Origin of the sequence: Paraburkholderia phymatum (assembly GCF_038900715.1) — a bacterium.
In the GTDB taxonomy this organism is placed as follows: Bacteria; Pseudomonadota; Gammaproteobacteria; order Burkholderiales; family Burkholderiaceae; genus Paraburkholderia; species Paraburkholderia phymatum_A.
In genome coordinates this window covers 200,085-221,617 of the sequence record NZ_JAYMRZ010000008.1, presented here as the reverse complement: position 1 = coordinate 221,617, position 21,533 = coordinate 200,085, and the positions used below count along the sequence as shown (strand labels likewise).

The 21,533-nt window shown below is 63.4% G+C and carries 18 protein-coding genes and 1 tRNA gene; 12 read left to right on the top strand and 7 right to left on the bottom strand.

Going from position 1 to position 21,533, the window contains the following annotated elements; genetic code table 11:
- Nucleotides 1-122 precede the first annotated feature (122 nt).
- Both lplT and VSR68_RS17245 read right to left on the bottom strand, forming a co-directional pair.
- A complete protein-coding gene (lplT, locus tag VSR68_RS17250; RefSeq protein WP_342940998.1) occupies nt 123-1,421 on the bottom strand; it encodes a lysophospholipid transporter LplT in 1,299 nt (432 codons plus the stop codon).
- A gap of 168 nt (nt 1,422-1,589) precedes the next feature.
- Nucleotides 1,590-2,393 carry an inositol monophosphatase family protein gene (locus VSR68_RS17245; protein ID WP_090864846.1) on the bottom strand — a complete coding sequence of 268 codons (804 nt, stop codon included), beginning with the start codon at nt 2,391-2,393 and terminating at the stop codon, nt 1,590-1,592.
- A gap of 404 nt (nt 2,394-2,797) precedes the next feature.
- Here VSR68_RS17245 and VSR68_RS17240 point away from each other — a divergent pair, with 404 nt between their 5' ends.
- On the top strand, nt 2,798-3,619 hold the full coding sequence (locus VSR68_RS17240; RefSeq protein WP_342940997.1) for an RNA methyltransferase: 822 nt from the start codon (nt 2,798-2,800) through the stop codon (nt 3,617-3,619).
- Between the two features lie 364 nt (nt 3,620-3,983).
- Nucleotides 3,984-4,805, top strand: coding sequence for a serine O-acetyltransferase (gene cysE / locus VSR68_RS17235; protein ID WP_342940996.1), 822 nt, complete (start codon nt 3,984-3,986; stop codon nt 4,803-4,805).
- 157 nt (nt 4,806-4,962) lie between these two features.
- On the opposite strand, the gene VSR68_RS17230 is transcribed toward cysE, so the two are convergent.
- The 4 genes from VSR68_RS17230 to VSR68_RS17215 all read right to left on the bottom strand — a co-directional run bounded on the left by VSR68_RS17230 (nt 4,963) and on the right by VSR68_RS17215 (nt 8,067).
- Nucleotides 4,963-5,763 carry a UDP-2,3-diacylglucosamine diphosphatase gene (locus VSR68_RS17230; RefSeq protein WP_342940995.1) on the bottom strand — a complete coding sequence of 267 codons (801 nt, stop codon included), beginning with the start codon at nt 5,761-5,763 and terminating at the stop codon, nt 4,963-4,965.
- A 67-nt stretch (nt 5,764-5,830) separates the two neighbouring features.
- Nucleotides 5,831-6,325 carry a peptidylprolyl isomerase gene (locus VSR68_RS17225; RefSeq protein ID WP_342940994.1) on the bottom strand — a complete coding sequence of 165 codons (495 nt, stop codon included), beginning with the start codon at nt 6,323-6,325 and terminating at the stop codon, nt 5,831-5,833.
- A 281-nt stretch (nt 6,326-6,606) separates the two neighbouring features.
- Nucleotides 6,607-7,188 (bottom strand): peptidylprolyl isomerase, encoded by a 582-nt coding sequence (locus VSR68_RS17220; RefSeq protein WP_342940993.1) that lies wholly within the window; start codon nt 7,186-7,188, stop codon nt 6,607-6,609.
- Between the two features lie 75 nt (nt 7,189-7,263).
- Complete coding sequence (locus VSR68_RS17215) at nt 7,264-8,067, bottom strand: tetratricopeptide repeat protein (RefSeq protein ID WP_342940992.1); 804 nt, start codon at nt 8,065-8,067, stop codon at nt 7,264-7,266.
- Between the two features lie 274 nt (nt 8,068-8,341).
- On the opposite strand from VSR68_RS17215, the gene cysS reads away from it, so the two are divergent.
- The 7 genes from cysS to VSR68_RS17180 all read left to right on the top strand — a co-directional run bounded on the left by cysS (nt 8,342) and on the right by VSR68_RS17180 (nt 16,346).
- Nucleotides 8,342-9,739, top strand: a complete 1,398-nt coding sequence (cysS, locus tag VSR68_RS17210; protein WP_342940991.1) for a cysteine--tRNA ligase — start codon at nt 8,342-8,344, stop codon at nt 9,737-9,739.
- Nucleotides 9,740-9,786: 47 nt separating this feature from the next.
- Entirely contained in the window at nt 9,787-10,872 is a 1,086-nt protein-coding gene (locus VSR68_RS17205) for a DNA-3-methyladenine glycosylase (RefSeq protein ID WP_342940990.1), read from the top strand.
- Between the two features lie 122 nt (nt 10,873-10,994).
- Nucleotides 10,995-11,966 (top strand): acetyl-CoA carboxylase carboxyltransferase subunit alpha, encoded by a 972-nt coding sequence (locus VSR68_RS17200; RefSeq protein WP_342940989.1) that lies wholly within the window; start codon nt 10,995-10,997, stop codon nt 11,964-11,966.
- 44 nt (nt 11,967-12,010) lie between these two features.
- Nucleotides 12,011-13,450, top strand: coding sequence for a tRNA lysidine(34) synthetase TilS (tilS, locus tag VSR68_RS17195; RefSeq protein ID WP_342940988.1), 1,440 nt, complete (start codon nt 12,011-12,013; stop codon nt 13,448-13,450).
- A 470-nt stretch (nt 13,451-13,920) separates the two neighbouring features.
- Nucleotides 13,921-15,171 (top strand): aspartate kinase, encoded by a 1,251-nt coding sequence (locus tag VSR68_RS17190; RefSeq protein ID WP_342940987.1) that lies wholly within the window; start codon nt 13,921-13,923, stop codon nt 15,169-15,171.
- A 215-nt stretch (nt 15,172-15,386) separates the two neighbouring features.
- A tRNA-Ser gene (locus VSR68_RS17185) sits at nt 15,387-15,480 on the top strand.
- Between the two features lie 518 nt (nt 15,481-15,998).
- Nucleotides 15,999-16,346 (top strand): hypothetical protein, encoded by a 348-nt coding sequence (locus VSR68_RS17180; protein ID WP_342940986.1) that lies wholly within the window; start codon nt 15,999-16,001, stop codon nt 16,344-16,346.
- Nucleotides 16,347-16,469: 123 nt separating this feature from the next.
- Here VSR68_RS17180 and fabI read toward each other — a convergent pair whose 3' ends face one another.
- A complete protein-coding gene (fabI, locus tag VSR68_RS17175) occupies nt 16,470-17,261 on the bottom strand; it encodes an enoyl-ACP reductase FabI (protein WP_342940985.1) in 792 nt (263 codons plus the stop codon).
- A 109-nt stretch (nt 17,262-17,370) separates the two neighbouring features.
- On the opposite strand from fabI, the gene VSR68_RS17170 reads away from it, so the two are divergent.
- From VSR68_RS17170 to VSR68_RS17160, 3 genes are all read left to right on the top strand, one after another.
- The gene (locus tag VSR68_RS17170; RefSeq protein ID WP_342940984.1) at nt 17,371-19,293 is read left to right on the top strand and encodes an extracellular solute-binding protein; all 1,923 of its coding nucleotides are present in this window, start codon (nt 17,371-17,373) and stop codon (nt 19,291-19,293) included.
- Nucleotides 19,294-19,370: 77 nt separating this feature from the next.
- Nucleotides 19,371-20,411, top strand: a complete 1,041-nt coding sequence (locus tag VSR68_RS17165) for a microcin C ABC transporter permease YejB (protein WP_342940983.1) — start codon at nt 19,371-19,373, stop codon at nt 20,409-20,411.
- A 28-nt stretch (nt 20,412-20,439) separates the two neighbouring features.
- Entirely contained in the window at nt 20,440-21,519 is a 1,080-nt protein-coding gene (locus VSR68_RS17160; RefSeq protein WP_342941081.1) for an ABC transporter permease, read from the top strand.
- The last annotated feature ends 14 nt before the right edge of the window (nt 21,520-21,533 follow it).

The window sequence follows — 21,533 nt, the reverse complement described above, 5'->3', positions numbered from 1 at the left end:
GTGTCTTTCTTGCGTGACTGTTCAGGGCGTGAGTTTAACCCGTCGAAGCGTTGCGCGAACCTGGCCGGATGGCCAGGTTGCCGTCGCGATCGTCACGCGGCTATGCTGCGCTCAGTGTTCGTTCATTCTTCGATCAGCGCGTGCATGTCCACCTTGTGCGCATTCGCGGCGCTGCGGCGTTTGGCGAGCCACATCATGCCCGTGATGAAGATTCCGAACACGGCGATGATCCACTGCACGGGCATCGTCGCCGTCAGCAGGATCGCGTAGGCGCCGAGCATCAGCAGCACGGCGAGGTTCTGGTTGAAGTTCTGCACGGCGATCGAGTGGCCCGCCGTCAGCAGCGTCGCGCCGCGATGCTGAAGAATCGCGTTCATCGGCACGATGAAGAAGCCGGAGAGCGCGCCGAGCAGGATCATCAACGGGTACGCGAGGATGATGTAGGCGGGCGCGAAGAGGGTGCCGATGCGCAGTCCCGCACCGGGCGGAAAGAGGTTTTTGCTGTAGAACGCCATCGCGACGGCGACGGCGCCCATCAGCAGCCCGACGGGCAGCACCTTCAGCGAACTGCGCAACGGAATCCATGCGGCGGCGGCCGCTGCGCCGATCGCGATGCCGAAGCCGGCCACGCCCTGCATCACGGCCGCCTTCGACAGCGACAGCCCGAGATTTGCGTCCGCCCACTTGAGCACGAGCAGCTGCAGCGTGACGGCGCCGCCCCACATCAGCGTCGTGACCCACAGCGCGATCTGCGCGAGCCGGTCGGACCAGAGCACGTTGAAGCAGCGGATGAATTCGCCGAGGAGCTGGCCGGGCTCGACGAGCCGGTTCGGGTAGCGCGCGCCCGTGTCCGGAATACCGACGTTCAGCGCCGCCGCAATCGCATACGTGATCATCACGGCGAGCATCGCGAGGTCGGCGGCCGTGTGAATCAGCGGCAGTTGCGCGTGCTGGACGAAGTGCGACGCGTACGTGCTGATCAGCGCGCCGCCCAACATCGTGCCGGCGATCGTCGACAGCACGGTCGCCGATTCGAGCCAGGCGTTCGCGGCGACGAGCCGTTCGGCGGGCAGCAACTCGGTCAGAATGCCGTACTTCGCGGGCGAATACGCGGCCGCACCGAAGCCGACCACGCCGTACGCGATCATCGGATGCACGCCCGCGATCATCATCAGACAGCCGGCCGCCTTTAGCGCGTTCGAAATGAACATCACGTGGCGCTTTTGCAGCGCATCGGCGAATGCGCCGACAAACGGCGCGAGCAGCACGTAGGAAATCGTGAAGAAAATCTGAAGCAGCGGCGTGACCCATGCGGGCGAGCGGATCACCGCAAGCAGCGCGATGGCCGCGATCAGGAGCGCGTTATCGGCGAGCGACGACACGAATTGCGCCGCGATGATCATGTAGAAGCCTTTCTTCATGGTCCCGATTGGAACACAGCGACCGCGTTCGTGCGCGGCGAGCCTATCCGGCAGCCTAGCTGGCAGCGCATCTGGCAGCGCATCTGGCAGTCCGTGGCGCCGCTCAGCAAAAGCGGCGCTCCATACGAAAAAAGCGGCCGAAGCCGCTTGTCGGATGCGTGCAGCGTCTTAGGCTGCCTGTTCCTTCGTGCGGGTGTAGCGCGAAAGGATCGGAATCATCTGCGCGTATATCTTCGGGTTGCCCGCGACGATCTCATGCTTGTGCAGGAAATCCGAATCGCCCGTGTAGTTGCCGACGAGGCCGCCCGCTTCTGTGATCAGCAGGCTGCCCGCCGCCATGTCCCACGCGCTGATGCCTTGCTCGAAGAAGCCGTCGAGGCGGCCCGCCGCGACGTTCGCCAGATCGAGCGCGGCCGCGCCCGGACGGCGCAGGCCCGCGCAGGCGTTGGTCATTTCGGCGAAGAGGCGCGTGTACGGTTCCAGCGTGTCCTTTTCGCGGAACGGGAAGCCCGTGCCGATCAGTCCGTCGGCGAGGCGGTCGCGGCGGCCGACGCGGATGCGCCGGTCGTTCAGATACGCGCCGCGGCCGCGCGACGCCGTGAAGAGATCGTTGCGCGTCGGGTCGTAGACGACGGCTTGCGTAACGATGCCCTTGTGCGCGAGCGCGATCGACACGCAGTAGTACTGGAAGCCGTGGATGAAGTTCGTGGTGCCGTCGAGGGGATCGATGATCCACTGGAATTCGGACTCGTTGCCCGATTCGCCGGATTCTTCGGCGAGGATCGAATGATCGGGGTAGGCAGTGGTCAGCGTTTCGATGATGGCCGCTTCTGACGCCTTGTCGACCTCCGTGACGAAATCGTTGTGCTGCTTCTTGCTGACCTGCACCAGGTCGAGATCGAGCGACGCGCGGTTGATGATCTGCCCGGCGCGGCGAGCGGCCTTGACAGCGATATTGAGCATGGGATGCATGAGTCTGATCCTTGTGCCGGACGCGCGTGGCGGCTGTCCGGTGTTGAGCTGAAAATAAGCTGTAAATCACGCGAAACGCGCGCCTGGCAAGACTGGGTCGAGACCTGGACACACATTCCGTCGACGGAGACGAATTGAAGAAGAGCGATGCGCGGTGACGTGAGCGCCTTGCGAAGGGCGAGACGGCACGGCGCGAATGTCGGGATTTTACCTGAGTTTTATCTGGCTTTTATCTCGACCCTGTTGATCTCGGGCGCAATGGCGCCGGCCTTGACCCGCGGTGGAAGGCGAAGGACGGGGCGTCGTCAAAAGTGCGACAAGCGCAGCATTAGCCAAACGGCAGATGGAAACGCGGCACGGCTTGGCGCTACCATTACTGCTTCCTTGCCATCCAATTTCTTATCGTGGTTCAAACGCCTTCGTCATCTCAGTCCAGCGCCGCTTCCGACAATGCGAACAGCATCGGCGGCGGCTTTACGTCGACACGCTTCGTGCTCGTCGAGCCAAGTCATCCCGGCAACGTCGGCGCAGCGGCGCGCGCGCTGAAGACGATGGGATTTTCGCGCCTCGTGCTCGTGTCGCCGCGCTCGCCCGACGTGAAAAACAATCCGGACGCGATCGCGATGGCGAGTGGCGCGGACGACGTGCTTGCGTCCGCACATGTCGTGCCGACGCTGGCCGATGCGCTCTCGGGCGCGCAATGGTCGCTCGCGCTGACCGCGCGCGCCCGCGAGTACGGGCCGCCGCAGCTCGCGCCCCGCGCCGCCGCGACGCAGGCCCGAGAGCATGCCGTGCATGGCGACATCGCGCTCGTGTTCGGCAACGAGCGCACGGGGCTGTCGAACGAAGACGTCGAGCGATGCAGCGCGCTCGCGCATATCCCCGCCAACCCCGCATATAGCTCGCTGAATCTCGCGCAGGCCGTCCAGGTGCTGTCGTATGAGCTGCGCATCGCATATCTGGTCGAAGGCGAGGGCACGGAGCCGGCGTCCGGCAGCGCGGGTACGTTTGCTCCCAGCGACGAGATCGAGCGCATGTACGTGCACCTGGAAAACGCGTTGATTGCCCTCGACTTTCTCGATCCCGGCAATCCGAAGAAGCTGATGTCGCGCTTGCGGCGGCTCTTCGCGCGCTCGGGTCTCGAACGCGAAGAGGTCAATATCGTGCGGGGTATCGCGAAGCACATTCTGCTGAAGGCGAAGGGGCGTGACGGCGAGCAAGGGTGACTGCTGGTCCGCATGCGTTGCGTCTCGATACTAATCTTTGGCGTCAGCGTTTTGCGCCAGCTTTCGCGTCCGTTGGCGTGATGTGCGGAAGCTGTTGTGCGGGCGGCGGGCGGTCGCAGCAGCAAGGCGGGCGGTGAAAGCCCGACGGAAGGGCTTGAGCGGCCGATGTACCGACACTTTCGCTTCCCGTCCGGCGCGCAAAAACTCCAAGCCTTATCGATCGCGTGGACTTCCGGCAGCTTTCGCGCATTCGCCCTACAATCACCCGAAAACGTCATAAGCAAAGCGCTCCGTCTGTAATAGATCCGAATCGATGCAAATGGATGTAGACGGCGGCGCTCAATCCCTACGACAGTCCACTGCCATGTTCACGAGACTCCGAGAAGACATTGCCACGATCCGCGAGCGCGATCCCGCCGCGCGCAGCGCCTGGGAAGTTCTCACATGCTATCCGGGCTTGCACGCGCTGATGTTCCATCGCTTCGCGCATGCGTGCTGGCGCGCGAAACGCCGCTGGCTCGCGCGCTTCGTATCGCAGTTCGGCCGCTTCATGACGGGCATCGAGATCCACCCGGGCGCGACGGTCGGGCGGCGCGTGTTCATCGATCACGGCATGGGCGTCGTAATCGGCGAGACGGCTGAAATTGGCGATGACTGCACGATCTACCAGGGCGTCACGCTCGGGGGTACGTCGCTCACGCGCGGCGCGAAGCGTCATCCGACGCTCGAGCGCGGCGTGATCGTCGGCGCGGGCGCGAAGGTGCTGGGCGGCTTCACGATCGGCGCGGACGCGAAGATCGGCTCGAACGCCGTCGTCGTGAAGCCCGTGCCGGCGGGCGGCACGGCAGTGGGCAATCCGGCGCGCGTGATCGTGCCGGCCACGGCGGCGACGGCTGTCCGTTCACCGGCCGCCGACGCGAAGGGCGCGGATGCCAGGACGGCTCCCGCGCGCGCGGCTTTCTGTGCATACGGCATCACGCCGAACGCAGACGATCCCGTGTCGCTCGCGATTCATGGGCTGATCGACCATGCGGCGACGCAAACGCAGCGCATCGATGAAATCGTCGCCGCGCTTGAACGCCTTGGCGCGAGTCTCGAAGCGCTCCAGGGCGCCGATGCGGCGCTGGTGGATTTGCGCCGCCTGTCGGCGGTGATCCAGGGGAAGGTCGAGGAAGCGGCTCGCTGATCCAGCGCGCGTTGCAAGCGGGACTCACGCAAAGGCACGCCGACGCATGCGCCCCCGTCGGTTCCGCACGGAACGCGGCGTTGGCCTGAATGACGGACATGCTCGATCGGCCGCGAACCGCTTCGACGCATGTCGCGCCGAACTGCATGAGCGGCCGCTACTTGTCGAGCCGCAGCGCCTTGATCCCTTCGGAATCGATACGCACGTAACCTCCACGACGCTCGCCGTGATCGAGGTCCCAATCGGGCAGCACCCAGCGCATGCCGCCTTTTTCGTGATGCAGCGCGGGCCGGTGCGTGTGGCCATGAATGATCGTCGCCGTCTTCGTCTTCTTGAAGAGCGCAGCGATGCCCTCCGACGTCACGTCGTAGCGCGGCGATACGGGGCGCACGCGTCCCGACTCGCTCGTGCGGCGCATCTTTTCGGCCAGCGCCTTGCGCCAGCGGTATGGCCACACCAGAAACAGCCACTGCGCGAAATGATTGCGCGCGAAGCCGCGAAAGTGCTGATAGCGGCGGTCCGCGGTGCATTGCGCATCGCCGTGCGTCAGCGCTATCTTCGTGCCGAATGCCGTGATGACGAACGGATCGGGCAGCCAGATCGCGCCCGCCGCTTTCATGAAGCGCTTGCCCAGCAGGAAGTCGCGGTTGCCGTGCATGATGTAGAGCGCGATGCCGCGTTCCGACAGCGTATGCATCAGCTTCGCCATGCGGGCGGGGAAGGGCTCGGCGAGCATGTCGTCGCCGATCCAGTATTCGAACAGATCGCCGAGGATGAAAACGGAATCCGCGTGCTCGGCCGTCACGTTGATGAAATGCTCGAACGCGGCAACCGTGTGCGGGATCGCCTCGCTCAGGTGCAAGTCCGAGATGAAAAAAAACGGGCGCGCCGCGTGCGGGCGTTTGCCCTCGCCAGGCACGCCCGCAGCGACACTCCGCAGCGGCGTTTCTTGCAGCATGTGAAGTGTGCTTCTCTCAGTTGCTCAGCCCTTCGATGAGAAGTTGCTGACCGTTTGAGTAATCGTCTTACTCGACCACGACGGCCTTTTCGATGATCACGTCGTCGACGGGCACGTCCTGGTGAAAGCCCTTCGAACCCGTTTTCACCTTGCGGATCGCATCGACGACGTCGAGACCTTCGACGACCTTGCCGAACACCGCATAGCCCCATCCTTGCGGCGTCGGCGACGAGTGGTTCAGGAAGTCGTTGTCGTTGACGTTGATGAAGAACTGGGCCGTCGCTGAGTGCGGGTCGTTCGTGCGAGCCATCGCGATCGAACCCTTCACGTTCTTCAGGCCATTGTTCGCTTCATTCGCGATCGGCGCGTTGGTCGGCTTTTGCTGCATGCCGGGTTCGAAGCCGCCGCCCTGGATCATGAAGCCGTCGATCACGCGGTGGAACACCGTGTTGTCGTAGTGACCGGCCTTCACGTAGGCGAGGAAGTTCTCCACCGATTTCGGCGCCTTCCCGGCGTCCAGTTCCAGCTTGATGACGCCGTGGTTCGTGTGCAGTTCAACCATGATGTTTTCCTTTAGGTCTAAGTGAGTGGGGAGCGCGGCGCATGGCCATTTGAGCGGCCAGCAGCCCGCGCCCGTGGCATGGTTAATTCCGGTGTTACGCGAGCATGCGATGCGTGATCCGACCCATGCATGCGGCTTGCGCGTCACCCTGTTTGCAAATGCGTCGTCCGCTAGCGGGCGCCTTTTCGTGACGACGGGCGGCTCCCGTTTCCGCCCGGCCGTCATACTGCCTGTCAACGAGACGTGCCGGCAGCGACCTGCCGGCAGTCACGTACCAACCGTCATTTACCGACAATTGTCGCCGACTGGATCACGATCTGCTTTTGCGGCACATCGCCCATCGGGCCGCGCGAGGTCGTTGGCATCGCTTCGATCTTCTTCACGACATCCATCCCCGATGTCACCTTGCCGAACACCGCGTAGCCGTTGCCGTCCGGATTCGGATAGTCGAGGCCCGCGTTGTCGACCGTGTTGATGAAGAACTGCGCCGTCGCCGAATTCGGGTCGCTCGTGCGCGCCATCGCGATCGCGCCCGTCATGTTCTTCAGCCCATTGCGGCTTTCGAGCGGGATCGGCGCGCGCGTCGGCTTTTCCGCGAAGCTCGTCGTATAGCCGCCGCCCTGGATCATGAAGCCGGGAATCACACGATGAAAGATCGTCCCGTTATATTGACCGGATTTCACATAGTCGAGGAAATTGGCGACTGTCTTCGGCGCTTTCTCAGGATACAACTCCACGCGGATATCGCCTTCCGACGTCTTCAAGAGAACGGACGGATGCGCGGCCTGTGTGCCGTTCTGCGCAAAAGCCGGTGCGTTTGCGATCAGGGCGGCGCTGCCGAGCGCCAACATCAACCATTTCATGTAATTCCTCGGGGTGAACTCAAATGAGAAAAACGGCGGCGAGCGCGCAGCCCGAAGGCATGCGCGCAAGCGCGCTCACTGCGATGGTGCAATGTACGGTGGAGTCGCCAGTGAACCGTTCGGGCCGCCGAACTGGAAGCCCGGCGTGTTGGTGATGTTCGACGTGGCGCGATTCGTGTAGTCGATGGTTTCGCCAGAGGGCTGCACGGCCTTTTTTGCAGCCGTCTTGCGCGGCGTCACGATCTTCTCGATATCGGCGATGCGCTGGTTCGTCGTGCCGTTCCCGCTGCCCAGACTCTGGGCGCGTCGATAGGCCTGATCGGCCATGCGCAGATACAGGTCGCCGAGATTTTCATACGCGAGGCCGTAGCCGGGACTCGCCTTGACGGCCGTTTCGAGCGCGGCGCGCGCTTCCGTATAGCGGCCCTGCTTCGCGTAGAGCGCAGCGAGGTTGTTGTACGGTTCGGGCAGTTCGGGGTAGGTCTGCGTGAGTTCGGTGAAGGCGGCGATCGCTTCGTCGTCGCGGTTCAGGCGGGCAAGCACGGTCGCGCGCTTGAACTTCGCCTGGGCGTCGCGCGGATTCGCGGCGATGCGCGCGTCGAGCTGCGCAAGGGCGGCCGTCCAGCTCTTCTGCTCGATGGACGCATCGGCGTCCGGCGTCACGTCGCGCACGGCGGCGCCGTGTGGAATGGTCGAAGCCTTTTGCGCCAGAGCCGATGAAACGGGCAGGACCGTGAGGGCGAGACCGCAGCAGACCGTGCCCGCTGCCGCGCTCAAAGCAGCCGCAAAAGTCGGGCGGAACGTGGCGCGAAACGTTGAACGGAGCGCCGTCGCGAAGAGGGGCTTGGCGCCTCGCGCGCGGCCGCTGGAGTGTTTCATAGGCTCAGGTCAGGATGTTATACTCCGACCCATTCTAACAAAAGGTCTGCGCGTTCCGTCGAGCCTCAGACTGTCTTTCGCCACTCGTGGTCGTCCCCGCCTTGACGTCAGCCTGATTCCGCACCTGGTGCGCGACATGCTGTCAGTCATGCCGCGCCGCCTGTGTCCGTGCATGTGGTTGCATGTCTGAATTGCACGACCGGGTTGCTTGCTTTTATCGGGCGCGGTATGAACGAACACCAAGCGGATTTCTTTCGGCCCACGCATCGTCTCTATGGAATCTCTGCGCATCTACAACACGCTCGCGCGTGACAAGCAAAATTTCGTGCCGCTTCATGAAGGCGAAGTGCGTATGTATGTCTGCGGGATGACGGTGTACGACTACTGTCACGTGGGCCATGCGCGGGTCATGGTGGTCTTCGACGTCGTGCAGCGCTGGCTGCGCACGCTCGGCTACAAGGTCACCTACGTGCAGAACATCACTGACATCGACGACAAGATCATTCGCCGCGCCGTCGAAAACGGCGAGACCATCAAGTCGCTGACCAATCGCTTCATCGCGGCGCTGCACGAAGACGCGGCCGCGCTCGGCATCGAGCGTCCCGATCTCGAACCGCGCGCGACGGATTTCATTCCGCAGATGCTCGGCATGATCGAGAAGCTGGAAGCGAACGGCTACGCGTACCAGGCGACCGACGGCGACGTGAACTACGCGGTGCGCAAGTTCGCGCACTATGGCGCGCTGTCGGGCAAGTCGCTCGAAGACCTGCGCGCGGGCGAGCGCGTGGCCGCCAACGACGCAAAGCAGGACCCGCTCGACTTCGTGCTGTGGAAGCAGTCGAAGCCCGACGAGCCCGCCGACACCGGCTGGGAGTCGAAGTACGGGCGCGGGCGTCCCGGCTGGCACATCGAGTGCTCGGCGATGGGCTGCACGTTGCTCGGCGACCGTTTCGACATTCATGGCGGCGGACAGGATCTGCAGTTTCCGCACCACGAGAACGAGATCGCACAAAGCGAAGGCGCCACGGGGCAACCCTTCGTCAATTACTGGATGCACAACGGCTACGTGCAGATCGACAATGAGAAGATGTCGAAGTCGCTCGGCAACTTCTTCACGATCCGCGAAGTGCTCGCGAAATACGACGCCGAAGTCGTGCGCTTCTTCATCGTGCGCGCGCATTACCGGTCGCCGCTGAACTACAGCGACACGCATCTCGACGATGCGCGCAGCGCACTTACGCGTCTTTACACGGCGTTGAAGGACACGGCGCCGGAAGCGGGCGATGTCGACTGGAACGAAGCGTACGCGCAGCGTTTTCGCGCGGCGATGAACGACGACTTCAATACGCCTGTCGCCGTTTCCGTGCTGTTCGAACTGGCAAGCGAAGTCAACCGCACACGCGATGTGGCGCTTGCACGGCAATTGCGGGGTCTTGCGCGCGTGCTCGGGTTGCTCGACCGTGAGCCGCGCGCGTATCTGCAGCAAGCGGCGGGGAGTGAAGGCGAGGACGCACTGGATGTGGCTGCGATCGAAGCGAAGATCGCCGCGCGCGTCGCCGCGAAGCAGGCAAAGGACTACGCCGAGGCAGACCGGATCCGCAAGGAATTGCTGGACGCCGGTATTGCGCTCGAAGACAAACCGGGCGGGTTGACCGAGTGGCGGCGCGTTTGAGCGCACCTCGTACTTCCCACTGATCGACTCGCCAGGCAGGAGGCAGGATGTCAACGGCCACGAAGACGGCGGCTAAACGGGCCACGTCTCAATCAAACGCGTCAGCAAAGGTAAAGGCAGTGCGTGCGCGAAGCGGCGTCGCCGCGAAGGGCGCAGCGAAGGTGGCAACGAAATCGGCATCGGCGAAAGGCCTGAAGGCTGGCCAACATGCCGCGCGTAAAAAGGGCGCTGCGACGGGCGCGGCGAATTCGCAGGGCGCGCTCGCGAAGCAGGCATCGGCGAGGCGCCTGCCGAACGGAGCGGACCTGCCCGAGGCAAACGCCGCCAGGCCGTCGCGCGCTCGTGCCGCGCAGGTCAAGGGCAACGGATCGCTGCCCCCCGAACTTGCCGGCGATCTGCAGGAACTCGTGCGCGAAAGCCAGGATGGCGAAACGTCGCGCAAGTCGCGCGCTGCGTCGTCGTCGGCGGATGGTGAGGCTGCCGCGACGCAAAGCGATGCAACGGCCCCGGCCGTCACGCGTCCCTCGTACTGGGACAAGGCGTGCGCGGATCTCGTGAAGCGCGACCGCATTCTCAAGAAGCTGATCCCGAAGTTCGGCCCGGTCCATCTGTCGAGCCGTGCCGATCCGTTCGTCACGCTCGCGCGCTCGGTGGTCGGCCAGCAGATTTCGGTCGCCTCGGCGCAGGCGATGTGGCAGCGCATCGTCGCAGCGTGTCCGAAGCTCGTGCCGCAGCAGATCATCAAGCTCGGCCAGGAGAATCTGACGGGTTGCGGCGTGTCGAAGCGCAAGGCCGAATACATTCTCGATCTCGCGCATCACTTCGTATCGGGCGCGTTGCACGTCGGCAAGTGGACGTCGATGGAAGACGAGGACGTGATCGCCGAGCTCACGCAGATCCGCGGCATCAGTCGCTGGACGGCCGAGATGTTCCTGATTTTCGACTTGTCGCGTCCGGACGTGCTGCCGCTCGACGATCCGAATCTCATCCAGGCGATCAGCCACAATTATTTCAGCGGGGAGCCGGTGACGCGCAGCGAAGCGCGCGAAGTCGCCGCGAACTGGGAGCCGTGGCGCACCGTCGCGACGTGGTACATGTGGCGCAGTCTCGACCCGGCGCCCGCCGGCAGTTGACGGGAAAAGCGATTGCCGACTTGAGCTATTGATTTGTTAAAATCAATAGTTTTGAGACGGTTTTGACGCGGCCGCGCGCGGTTAGAATACGCGCTGCCGGTAAGTCCAAGGATTAAAAACCAATGAAGACCACCTTTCTGGATTTCGAGCAGCCGATCGCCGAGCTCGAAGCGAAAATCGAAGAATTGCGCTTCGTGCAGGACGATTCGGCCGTCGATATTTCGGAAGAGATCGAGCGGCTGTCGAAGAAGAGCCAGCAACTCACGAAGGATCTGTATACGAACCTGACGCCGTGGCAGGTTTCGCAAATTGCACGTCATCCGCAGCGTCCGTACACGCTGGATTACGTCAACGAACTGTTCACCGATTTCCACGAACTGCACGGCGACCGCTCGTTTGCGGACGACCTGTCGATCGTCGGCGGCCTTGCGCGTTTCAACGGCCAGCCGTGCATGGTGATCGGCCATCAGAAGGGCCGCGACACGAAGGAACGCGCGCTGCGCAACTTCGGCATGCCGCGCCCCGAAGGCTATCGGAAGGCCGAGCGCCTGATGCGTCTCGCCGAGAAGTTCGGCCTGCCGCTTTTCACGTTCATCGACACGCCGGGCGCGTACCCGGGCATCGGCGCGGAAGAGCGCGGCCAGTCGGAAGCGATCGGCCGCAATCTGTATGTGATGGCCGAACTGAAGACGCCGATCATCTCGACGATCATCGGCGAAGGCGGTTCGGGCGGCGCGCTGGCTGTCGCCGTCGCCGACAGCGTGCTGATGCTGCAGTTCTCGACCTACTCGGTGATCTCGCCGGAAGGCTGCGCGTCGATTCTGTGGAAGAGCGCCGCGAAGGCGCCGGAAGCGGCTGAAGCGCTGGGCCTGACGGCGCATCGCCTGAAGGCGCTTGGCCTGATCGACAAGATCGTCAACGAGCCGCTAGGCGGCGCGCATCGGGATCCGAAGGGCATGGCTGCGCTGCTGCGCCGCGCGCTCGCCGACTCGCTGCGTCAGTTCCAGGGCATGAGCACGACCGATCTGCGTCAACGCCGTTTCGAACGCCTGATGGCCTACGGCAAGTTCAAGGAAACGACGCCGGGCGCGTAAGCGCGCCGCGTTCCATTCGAAGGCGCTTTTCGCGCCGTCACACCGTGACTCCCTCAGCTGACACATCCGCCGACCGCCTCGTTATCGACGCGGTCGGCGTCGCTTGTGCGGCCTTGCCCGATAACGCGCGCGTCGCGATCGCGTATAGCGGCGGCGTCGATTCGACGGTGCTGTTCGATGCGGCCGTGCGGGTCTGCGGCGCGGCGCGCTGCATCGCTTTTCATATCCATCACGGTCTGAGTCCGAACGCCGACGATTGGCTCGCGCACTGCGAGTCGTTTGCGCGCGAGCAGAGCGTCGAGTTCGCGTCGCTGCATGTCGACGTGCAGCGCGCGGCGGGCGTGAGCATCGAAGCGGCGGCGCGCGATGCGCGTTATCGTGCGCTCGATGCGTTGTGCGTGCAGCATCGCGTGCACGTGCTTTGGCTCGCGCAGCACGCGGACGATCAGGCGGAGACCGTGCTGCTCCAGCTGTTGCGCGGAGCCGGACTGGCGGGGCTCGCGGCGATGGCGCCGGAGCATCTGCCTTCGGGGGCGCCCGTGACGCGCGCGCGTCCGCTGCTGCATCTGTTGCGCGCGCAGCTCGAGCGTTACGCGCACGCGCGCAATCTGCGCTGGATCGACGACGAGTCGAACGCCGACACGCGCTATGCGCGCAACGCGTTGCGTCACGATGTGCTGCCCGCGCTTGCCGTTCACTTTCCGGGCTTTCGCGATGCGCTCGCGCGCACGGCTGCACACGCGGCGTCGGCGCAGCGTCTGCTCGACGAACTCGCGCGCATCGATTTGCAAGCGGTACGCAGCGACGAAGAGGGCGCGCTCTCGCGCGATGTGCTCCTCGCGCTCGATGACGATCGCGCCGCAAACGTGCTGCGTTACTGGATGCGCGCGCTCGGTTTTCGGGCTGCATCGACGGCGCGTCTGACGGATGCGCTGCGCCAGTTGCGCGAGATCGGCGACGCGCACAGCTTGCGCGTCGATCACGCGGGCCATGCGTTGCGAAGCTATCGCGGGCGAATTTACTGGGAAGCGGGCGATAGCGCCGATCCCGCCGACGAAACAGCGCTCGTCGAGCGCGCCGAGAGCGTGCTGAACTGGCAAGGCGAAAGCGTTTGGCGCCTGCCGCAATGGCGCGGCACGTTCGTGTTCAGCGACGTAGCCGCCGACGCGGCCGCCGATGATCCCGACGCGATTCCCGCCGCTATGCTCACGCGCGCGCCGCTCGTCGCGCGTTCGCGCAAGGGCGGCGAACGGATGCGCTGCGCGGCGAGCGGCCCGAGCCGCACGTTGAAGAATCTCTTTCAGGAGCGCGGCGTGCCGTCGTGGAAACGCGACGTGCCGTTGCTTTTCGCCGGCGATGTGCTGCTGTTCGTGCCGCTGATCGGCGTGAATCGCGCTGCGCTCGACGAAGCCGGGCAGCAGGCGAACGTGACGAACGTGCGCTTCGTCCGGATCGAATGGCGCGAGGATCTGACGCTCGCGTAGCGAGCGCTGGCGCGGGTACGCGTCGCAAGTCATACGCACGAGGCGCACGGCGCTCACGCGCGACCGACGACGGGGCGGTCATGGTCATGCACACGCGACATCGGCCGCAAATCCTTGTCCGACAAGCATTTGCAAAGGCTTTTGCCGGGATTTCGGCTTGTCTTTTCAGCCCCGATCGGGTAGTGTAACTTGTTTGCCCGACTCGCTTTTTGTCGTGTTTCCCGGCTGTTCTTATGCGAATGCCCGGGCGCGCTCCAAGCCGTTAGCCACCCCGTTAGCGTCCGTCAGTCCTGTCGATCGACAGGGTTACAGGGCAAATCCCGCGCGTACTGCACGCGCGCTGCATCTGTGCCGCCACACTCCGCCGTCGTTCCCGAACGTTGTGCCCTGTGCTTATTGTGCGGCCGTCTCCAGCGCGCGGTGCGCGCCGGTTCGCGTAGCTCCAGTTTCTCCTTCAGTTCAGAACGACAATGGCACTCATCGTACACAAATACGGCGGCACCTCGATGGGCTCGGTCGAGCGCATCAAGAACGTCGCGAAGCGCGTCGCGAAATGGCACAAGGCAGGCCACAAGATGGTCGTCGTGCCCTCGGCGATGTCCGGCGAAACGAACCGCCTGCTGGGCCTCGCGAAAGAGATTTCGCCGCAGCCGAGCCCGCGCGAACTCGACATGATCGCGTCGACGGGCGAACAGGTCAGCGTCGGCCTGCTGTCCATCGCGCTGCATGACGCAGGCGTCGACGCCGTCAGCTACACCGGCTGGCAAGTGCCCGTCAAAACGGATAGCGCGTTCACGAAAGCGCGCATCAACGACATCGACGGCGAGCGCGTGCTGCGCGATCTCGACGAAGGCAAGATCGTAGTCATCACCGGCTTCCAGGGCATCGACCCGGAAGGCCACATCACGACGCTCGGCCGCGGTGGCTCGGACACGTCGGCGGTCGCGGTGGCCGCGGCGCTGAAAGCGGATGAATGCCTGATCTACACGGACGTCGACGGCGTCTACACGACGGACCCGCGCGTGGTCGAAGAAGCGCGGCGCCTCGATCGCGTGACGTTCGAAGAGATGCTGGAAATGGCCAGCCTCGGTTCGAAGGTGCTGCAGATTCGCTCGGTCGAATTCGCCGGCAAATATCAGGTCAAGACGCGCGTGCTGTCGAGCCTGACCGATCCGCTGATGTCGCTCGACGAAGAAATGAAGTCGGGCACTCTGATTACTTTTGAAGAAGACGAAACCATGGAAAAAGCAGTCATCTCGGGAATCGCGTTTCAGCGTGACGAAGCCCGTATCGCCGTGATGGGTGTGCCCGACAAGCCGGGCATCGCATATCAGATTCTCGGCCCCGTCGCCGACGCGAATATCGATGTCGACATGATCATTCAGAACCAGAGCGTCGAGGGCAAGACGGCGTTCACGTTCACGGTCGGTCGCGGCGACTATCAGCGCGCAATGGACATTCTCACGAACCAGGTGAAGGGTCACGTGAGCGCGGAACAGGTACTCGGCGATCCGAAGGTGTCGAAGGTGTCGGTGGTTGGCGTCGGCATGCGTTCGCACGTCGGCATCGCGAGCAAGATGTTCCGCACGCTGTCGGAAGAGGGCATCAACATCCAGATGATCTCGACGTCGGAGATCAAGATCTCGGTGCTGATCGACGAGAAGTACATGGAGCTCGCCGTGCGCGCGCTGCATAAGGCGTTCGAACTCGATCAGGCGTGATGCGCGCCGATGTCCGTGTGGTTCGAGTGTTTCGGCAACGGGCATTTGCGTGAGGGTTGTTGGAGATAAAGCGGGGCAGTGTGCGAAGGTCGAAGAAGTGGCATCGAATTGACGCTTCTGGCACAAAAAGTGTGAAGTAAAAATTGACCTCGGCCTGCGAACCCGCTATTATCTTGGCTTCGTCGCGCTGCCTCCCTGGCGCGAGCGAAGATTTGGGAGACGTGGCCGAGAGGTCGAAGGCACTCCCCTGCTAAGGGAGCATCTGGGCCAAAACCTGGATCGAGGGTTCGAATCCCTCCGTCTCCGCCAGAAATGGCGGTGGAACCCCGTAGAGCCGCGGCTCTGCGGGGTTTTTTGTTTTTGCGCTCGCTTTTCGTGGATATTCGGTGCTGCGGTTTGCGCGTGTCGTCGACGCCTTCGCATCGTCGCGCCTATTCAAGCGGCTGCATATCAGCGCAACTCAACTTTGCATCGGCATGTCCGTAAACATCGATACGGATGCAATGTCTTTTCATCGAGCGCTAGCGGTGCCGGCAATACGCATGCGCCGAATCGATCGAATCGCTCTTTACCTGGGATAACCAAACGAACCGTCTATGCGCATTGCAAATCGAACGCTGAAGCGGCGAGATTTGCGCACACGCGACAGCGAAAGCAGCCGCGCATATGACCAAAACCTGTCGCATGTAACAGCAGATTACGACGCGCTTTGCAATGCGATGTTATGCATCAGTTATTACAAAGTTGAAATACGCGTTTAGCGTCGCTTTGTTATATTCGAATCAGGCAGTCGATAAACACAAACAACTCCGCAAAAAGGTGAAACCATGAAGTCCATGCGTGTTATCCCGTTGATCGCTGGCGTGCTGGCGATTGGCGCGTCGAGTGCGGCGATGGCTGGGGGACTGAACGTCGGTGTCAACATCGGTATTCCCGCTCCCGTCTACGTCGCGCCGGCGCCCGTTTATGCGCCGCCGCCGCCCCCGCCGCCGCCCATCGTCTATCAGCCGGCACCCGTTGTGGCTGCGCCTGCCGTCGTAATCGGCTGGCACGGCGACCGTTACTGGGATGGCCGCCGTTACTGGGGTCGTGACGATTGGTATCGGCATCATGGCGGTGGCTATGGCCATGATCATGGCCACTGGGACAACGGCCGTCACAACGGCTGGCATTGATTCTGGCGCTGAGTTGTTCGCGCCAACAAAAACCGCCCCAATGGGGCGGTTTTTTTATCCCGTTGCGCGGGCAACGAGGAGACATCCGCACGTGCCGCAAGCAGGCACGCCTCAGAACATCAATCACTCGCCGATAGCAGCCATTCCGCCGACCACCGCGCTAAAGCCACTGTCGACGTGCATGATCTCAGCCGTCATGCCGGCAGCGAGATCGGACATCAGGAATGCCGCCGCATTGCCGACCTGTTCGATCGTGACGTTGCGCTTGAGCGGCGCGTTGCCTTCGACGAAATCGAGAATCTTGCCGAAGCCCTTGATGCCGCTTGCCGCGAGCGTCTTGATCGGGCCAGCCGAAATGCCGTTGACGCGTATGCCTTTCGCGCCCAGCGACACGGCCAGATAGCGCACGCTCGCTTCGAGCGATGCCTTCGCGAGACCCATCGTGTTGTAGTTCGGGATCGCCTTTTCCGCGCCGAGGTACGACAGCGTGAGCAGCGCCGCGTCGTTCGACAGCATCGGCAGCGCGGCCTTCGCGAGAGCCGGGAAGCTGTACGCGGAGATGTCGTGCGCGACGCGGAAGTTTTCGCGCGTCATGCCATCGAGGAAGTCGCCCGCGATCGCTTCGCGCGGCGCGAAGCCGATCGAATGAACGAGGCCGTCGAGGCTGTCCCAGTGCTCTTTCAGCGACGCGAACAGCGCATCGATTTGCGCATCGTCGGCGACGTCGCACGGGAACACGAGGTTGCTGTCGAATTCGTTCGCGAACTCGGTGATACGGTCCTTGAAGCGGTCGCCGACATACGTGAACGCCAGTTCAGCGCCTTCGCGCTTGCACGCCTGCGCGATACCGTATGCAATCGAACGGTTCGACAGGAGGCCCGTCAGCAAGATTCGTTTACCAGCGAGGAAGCCCATGAATTCTCCTAATGAGGTCAGCGCGCCGCGATGACAGAGTGCGGGAACGCGCAGGATTTTGGGTAGAATTCTCTCACATTGCAACCGCCCACCGACCAATAAGGCACCCATGACGACAGGCACGCGACGGGTTGAAGCGCCGCGCTCGATATGGCGCACAATGATTCGTCTCGTGTCGCGTGCCCGTTGCAGGACGATGTCGCGCACCGCGCTCGCTCTATGCGCGGGTTCGCTGGTCGCCGTGTCGCCTTTGGGCATATCGCATGCTCAAGCCGCATACGCGATCGCGCAATACGGCAACCCGAAGTATCCGCCCGACTTCAAGCACTTCGATTACGTGAATCCCGACGCGCCGCGCGGCGGCACGCTCGTGCTCGCGAATCCCGACCGCTCGACGAGCTTCGACAAGTTCAATCCGTTCACGTTGCGCGGCAACGCGGCGCCCGGCATCGGGTTGCTGTTCGAAAGCCTGACCACAGGCAGCGCCGACGAAGTCGCCTCCGCCTACGGCCTGCTTGCCGACGATATCAACGTCGCGCCCGACGGCCTGTCGACGACTTTCCACCTCAACCCGCATGCGCGCTTTTCGAACGGCGATCCCGTCACCGCCGAGGACGTGAAGTTCTCGTTCGATACGTTGAAGAGCCCGCAGGCCGCGCCGCAATTCGCCGCGTATTTCGCGGATATCACGCGCGTCGTGATCGTCGATCCCGCGACGGTGCGCTTCGAGTTCAAGCAGCACGACCGCGAGTTGCCGCTGCTCGCGGGCGGCATGCCCGTGTTCTCGCGCAAGTGGGGCATGAAGCCGGACGGCGGCCGCACGCCGTTCGATCAGCTCGCATTCGAGAAGCCGATCGGCAGCGGTCCGTATCTGATCGAGAGCTACGACAACGGCCGCACGATCACGTACAAGCGCGACCCGAACTACTGGGGCGAAAAGCTGCCCGTGCGCGTCGGCACGTATAACTTCGAGCGCATCAACTACAAGCTGTACTCGGATGCGACCGCGCGCCTCGAAGCGTTCAAGGCGGGCGAGTACGACGCGCTCGTCGAGAACATCGCGCGCAACTGGGTGCGGCGCGACGTGGGCAAGAAGTTCGACAGCGGCGAGCTGATCAAGCGCGAATTCCCGCATCACAACGGCACGGGGATGCAGGGCTTCATCCTCAACCAGCGCCGGCCGATTTTCTCCGACGTGCGCGTGCGCAAGGCGCTCGATCTCGCGCTCGATTTTCAATGGCTCGACCGGCAGCTGTTCTACAACCAGTACAAGCGGATCGACAGTTTCTTTGTCAATACCGATCTGCAGGCAAAGGGATTGCCGTCGCCGGGCGAACTGAAACTGCTCGATCCGTGGCGAGCGCAGTTGTATCCGTCCGTCTTCGGCATGCCGCCGAAGCAGCCGGATAGCGACCCGCCGGGCTCGTTGCGCGCGAATCTGCTCGAAGCCCGCGCGCTGCTCGCGCAAGCGGGCTGGACCTATCGCGACGGCGCGCTGCGCAACGCGAAGGGCGAGCCGTTCGTGTTCGAGATACTCGACGATTCGGGTTCGTCGGCGGCGTTCGAGCCCGTGATCGCGCCGTATGTGCGCAACCTGCAGAAGCTCGGCATCGAGGCGCGCTTTCGCGTGACGGACTTCGCGGTGTATCAGAAGCGTATCGACGCGTTCGACTTCGATGTGACGACGATCCGCTTTCCGGATGTGCAGGTGCCGGGCGCGGACATGATCGACCGCTTCGGCAGCAAGGCCGCCGGCGAGCCCGGCTCCGGCAATCTGATCGGTTTGAAGTCGCCTGCCGTCGATGCCATTCTGCGCGCGCTCGTCGCCGCGCAGACGCGCGAGCAACTGGTCGACGCCGTGCACGCGCTCGACCGCGTGCTGATCAACGGCTATTACATCGTCCCGCACTGGTACAGCGCGACGCATCGCGTGGCGTTCAAGCGCGGGCTCGCGTGGCCGAAGACCTTGCCGCTGTACTATACGGCGGACGCCTGGATCACTTCGATGTGGTGGTTCGCGCAGCCGCAGTGATCGCGCGTCGCACGTTCACATCACGCCTTCTTGATCAATGCGCCGGTCTTCCGATCGGCGCCTAACGGACCGCCGCCATGTGGAGCTATATCCTCAAACGTCTGCTGTTGATGATCCCGACATTGATCGGCGTGCTGACGCTGACCTTCGCCGTGATCCAGTTCGTGCCGGGCGGCCCGGTCGAACAGGCGGTGCACGAACTGCGCCGCAATACGGCCGAAGGCGGCGCGCCGTTCGGCCTGCGCGCGCACAGCGGCGTCGACGCGCAACAGGTCGCGCAACTCAAGGCGCTCTACGGTTTCGACAAGCCGCCGCTCGAGCGCTACTGGCTGATGCTCAAGCGTTTCTCGCACTTCGATCTGGGGCAGAGCTATTTCCGCCATCAGAGCGTGTGGTCGCTGATCGTGTCGAAGCTGCCCGTGTCGATCAGCATCGGGCTGTGGACGTTCTTCCTCACGTATCTGATCTCGGTGCCGCTCGGCATCGCGAAAGCGGTGCGCAACGGCTCGCGTTTCGATATGGCGACGAGTCTCGTCGTGCTGATCGGCTACGCGATTCCCGGCTTCGTGCTCGGCGTGCTGCTGCTCGTGCTGTTCGGCGGCGGCACGTTTTTGCAGCTCTTTCCGCTGCGCAATCTGACCTCCGACAACTGGGACCAGCTGAGTTTCTTCGGCAAGATATTCGACTATCTGTGGCACATCACGTTGCCGATCGTCGCGTCGGTGGTCGGCAGTTTTGCCGTCGTCACGATGCTCACGAAGAACGCTTTCCTCGACGAGATCCGCAAGCAATACGTGCTGACGGCGCGCGCAAAAGGCCTGACCGAGCGGCGCGTGTTGTGGAAGCACGTGTTTCGCAACGCGCTGTTGCCGCTGATCGTCGGTTTTCCGGCGGCGTTTATCGGCGCGTTCTTCACGGGCAGCCTGCTGATCGAAACGCTGTTCTCGCTCGACGGCCTCGGCTTGCTGTCGTATGAATCGGTGGTGCGGCGCGATTATCCCGTCGTGCTCGGCACGCTGTATCTCTTCACGCTGATCGGGCTCGCGACGAAGCTCATCTCCGATCTCTGTTACGTGTGGGTCGATCCACGCATTCAATTCGAACAACTGGAGCGCTGATTTGAGCCGCGTTCGTACCGATGCCGAAATGTCGTCGCGCGCGCAGCCGGTGCGCGCGTTCGTGTCGCCGACGCCTGCGCGCCGCGTGTGGCTGCGCTTCAGGCAGCAGCGGCTGGGCTACTGGAGCCTGATCGTCTTCGTCGTCGCGTTCGCGGCGAGTCTTGCCGCGCCGCTCTGGTCGAACGACAAGCCGCTCGTCGTGCGCTACGGCGGCCACTACTATTTCCCGCTCGTGAAGGACTACGCGGAGACGACATTCGGCGGCGACTTCCCGACGCCCGCCGATTATCTCGATCCGTACATCAGGCATCGCTTCGACTTGCCCGGCAACTTCGCGGTCTATCCGCCGAACCCGTACTACTACGACACGCTCAACTACTTCTCGAAGGTGCCGAACCCTGCGCCGCCTTCACGCGACAACTGGCTAGGCACCGACGACCGCGGCCGCGATCTGTTCGCGCGGCTCGTGTACGGCTTTCGCGTGTCGGTCGAATTCGCGCTCGTGCTGACGTTCATCGGCACGGTGCTCGGCGTGCTGGCGGGCGCGGTGCAAGGCTTTTTCGGCGGCAAGACGGACATCATCGGGCAGCGTCTGATCGAAATCTGGAGCGCGCTGCCGGAGCTGTATCTGCTGATCATCTTCGCGTCGATCTTCGAGCCGGGATTCATCCTGCTGATCGTGCTGTTGTCGCTGTTCGGCTGGATCGGCCTGTCCGACTACGTGCGCGCCGAATTCCTGCGCAACCGGCAACAGGACTACGTGCGCGCCGCGCGCGCGATGGGGCTGTCGAACTGGCAGATCATCTGGCGGCACGTGCTGCCGAACAGCCTGACGCCCGTCATCACATTTCTGCCGTTCCGGATGAGCGGCGCGATTCTCGCGCTGACGAGCCTCGATTTTCTCGGCCTCGGCGTGCCGCCGCCGACGCCGAGCCTCGGTGAGCTGCTCGCGCAGGGCAAGGCGAATCTCGACGCGTGGTGGATTTCCGTGTCGACGTTCGGCGTGCTCGTCGTGACGCTGCTGCTCTTGACGTTCATGGGCGACGCGCTGCGCAACGCGCTCGACACGCGCATCTCCGACGCGATGAAGGCAGGGGGCAATCAGTGAGCGAATCAGTCAGC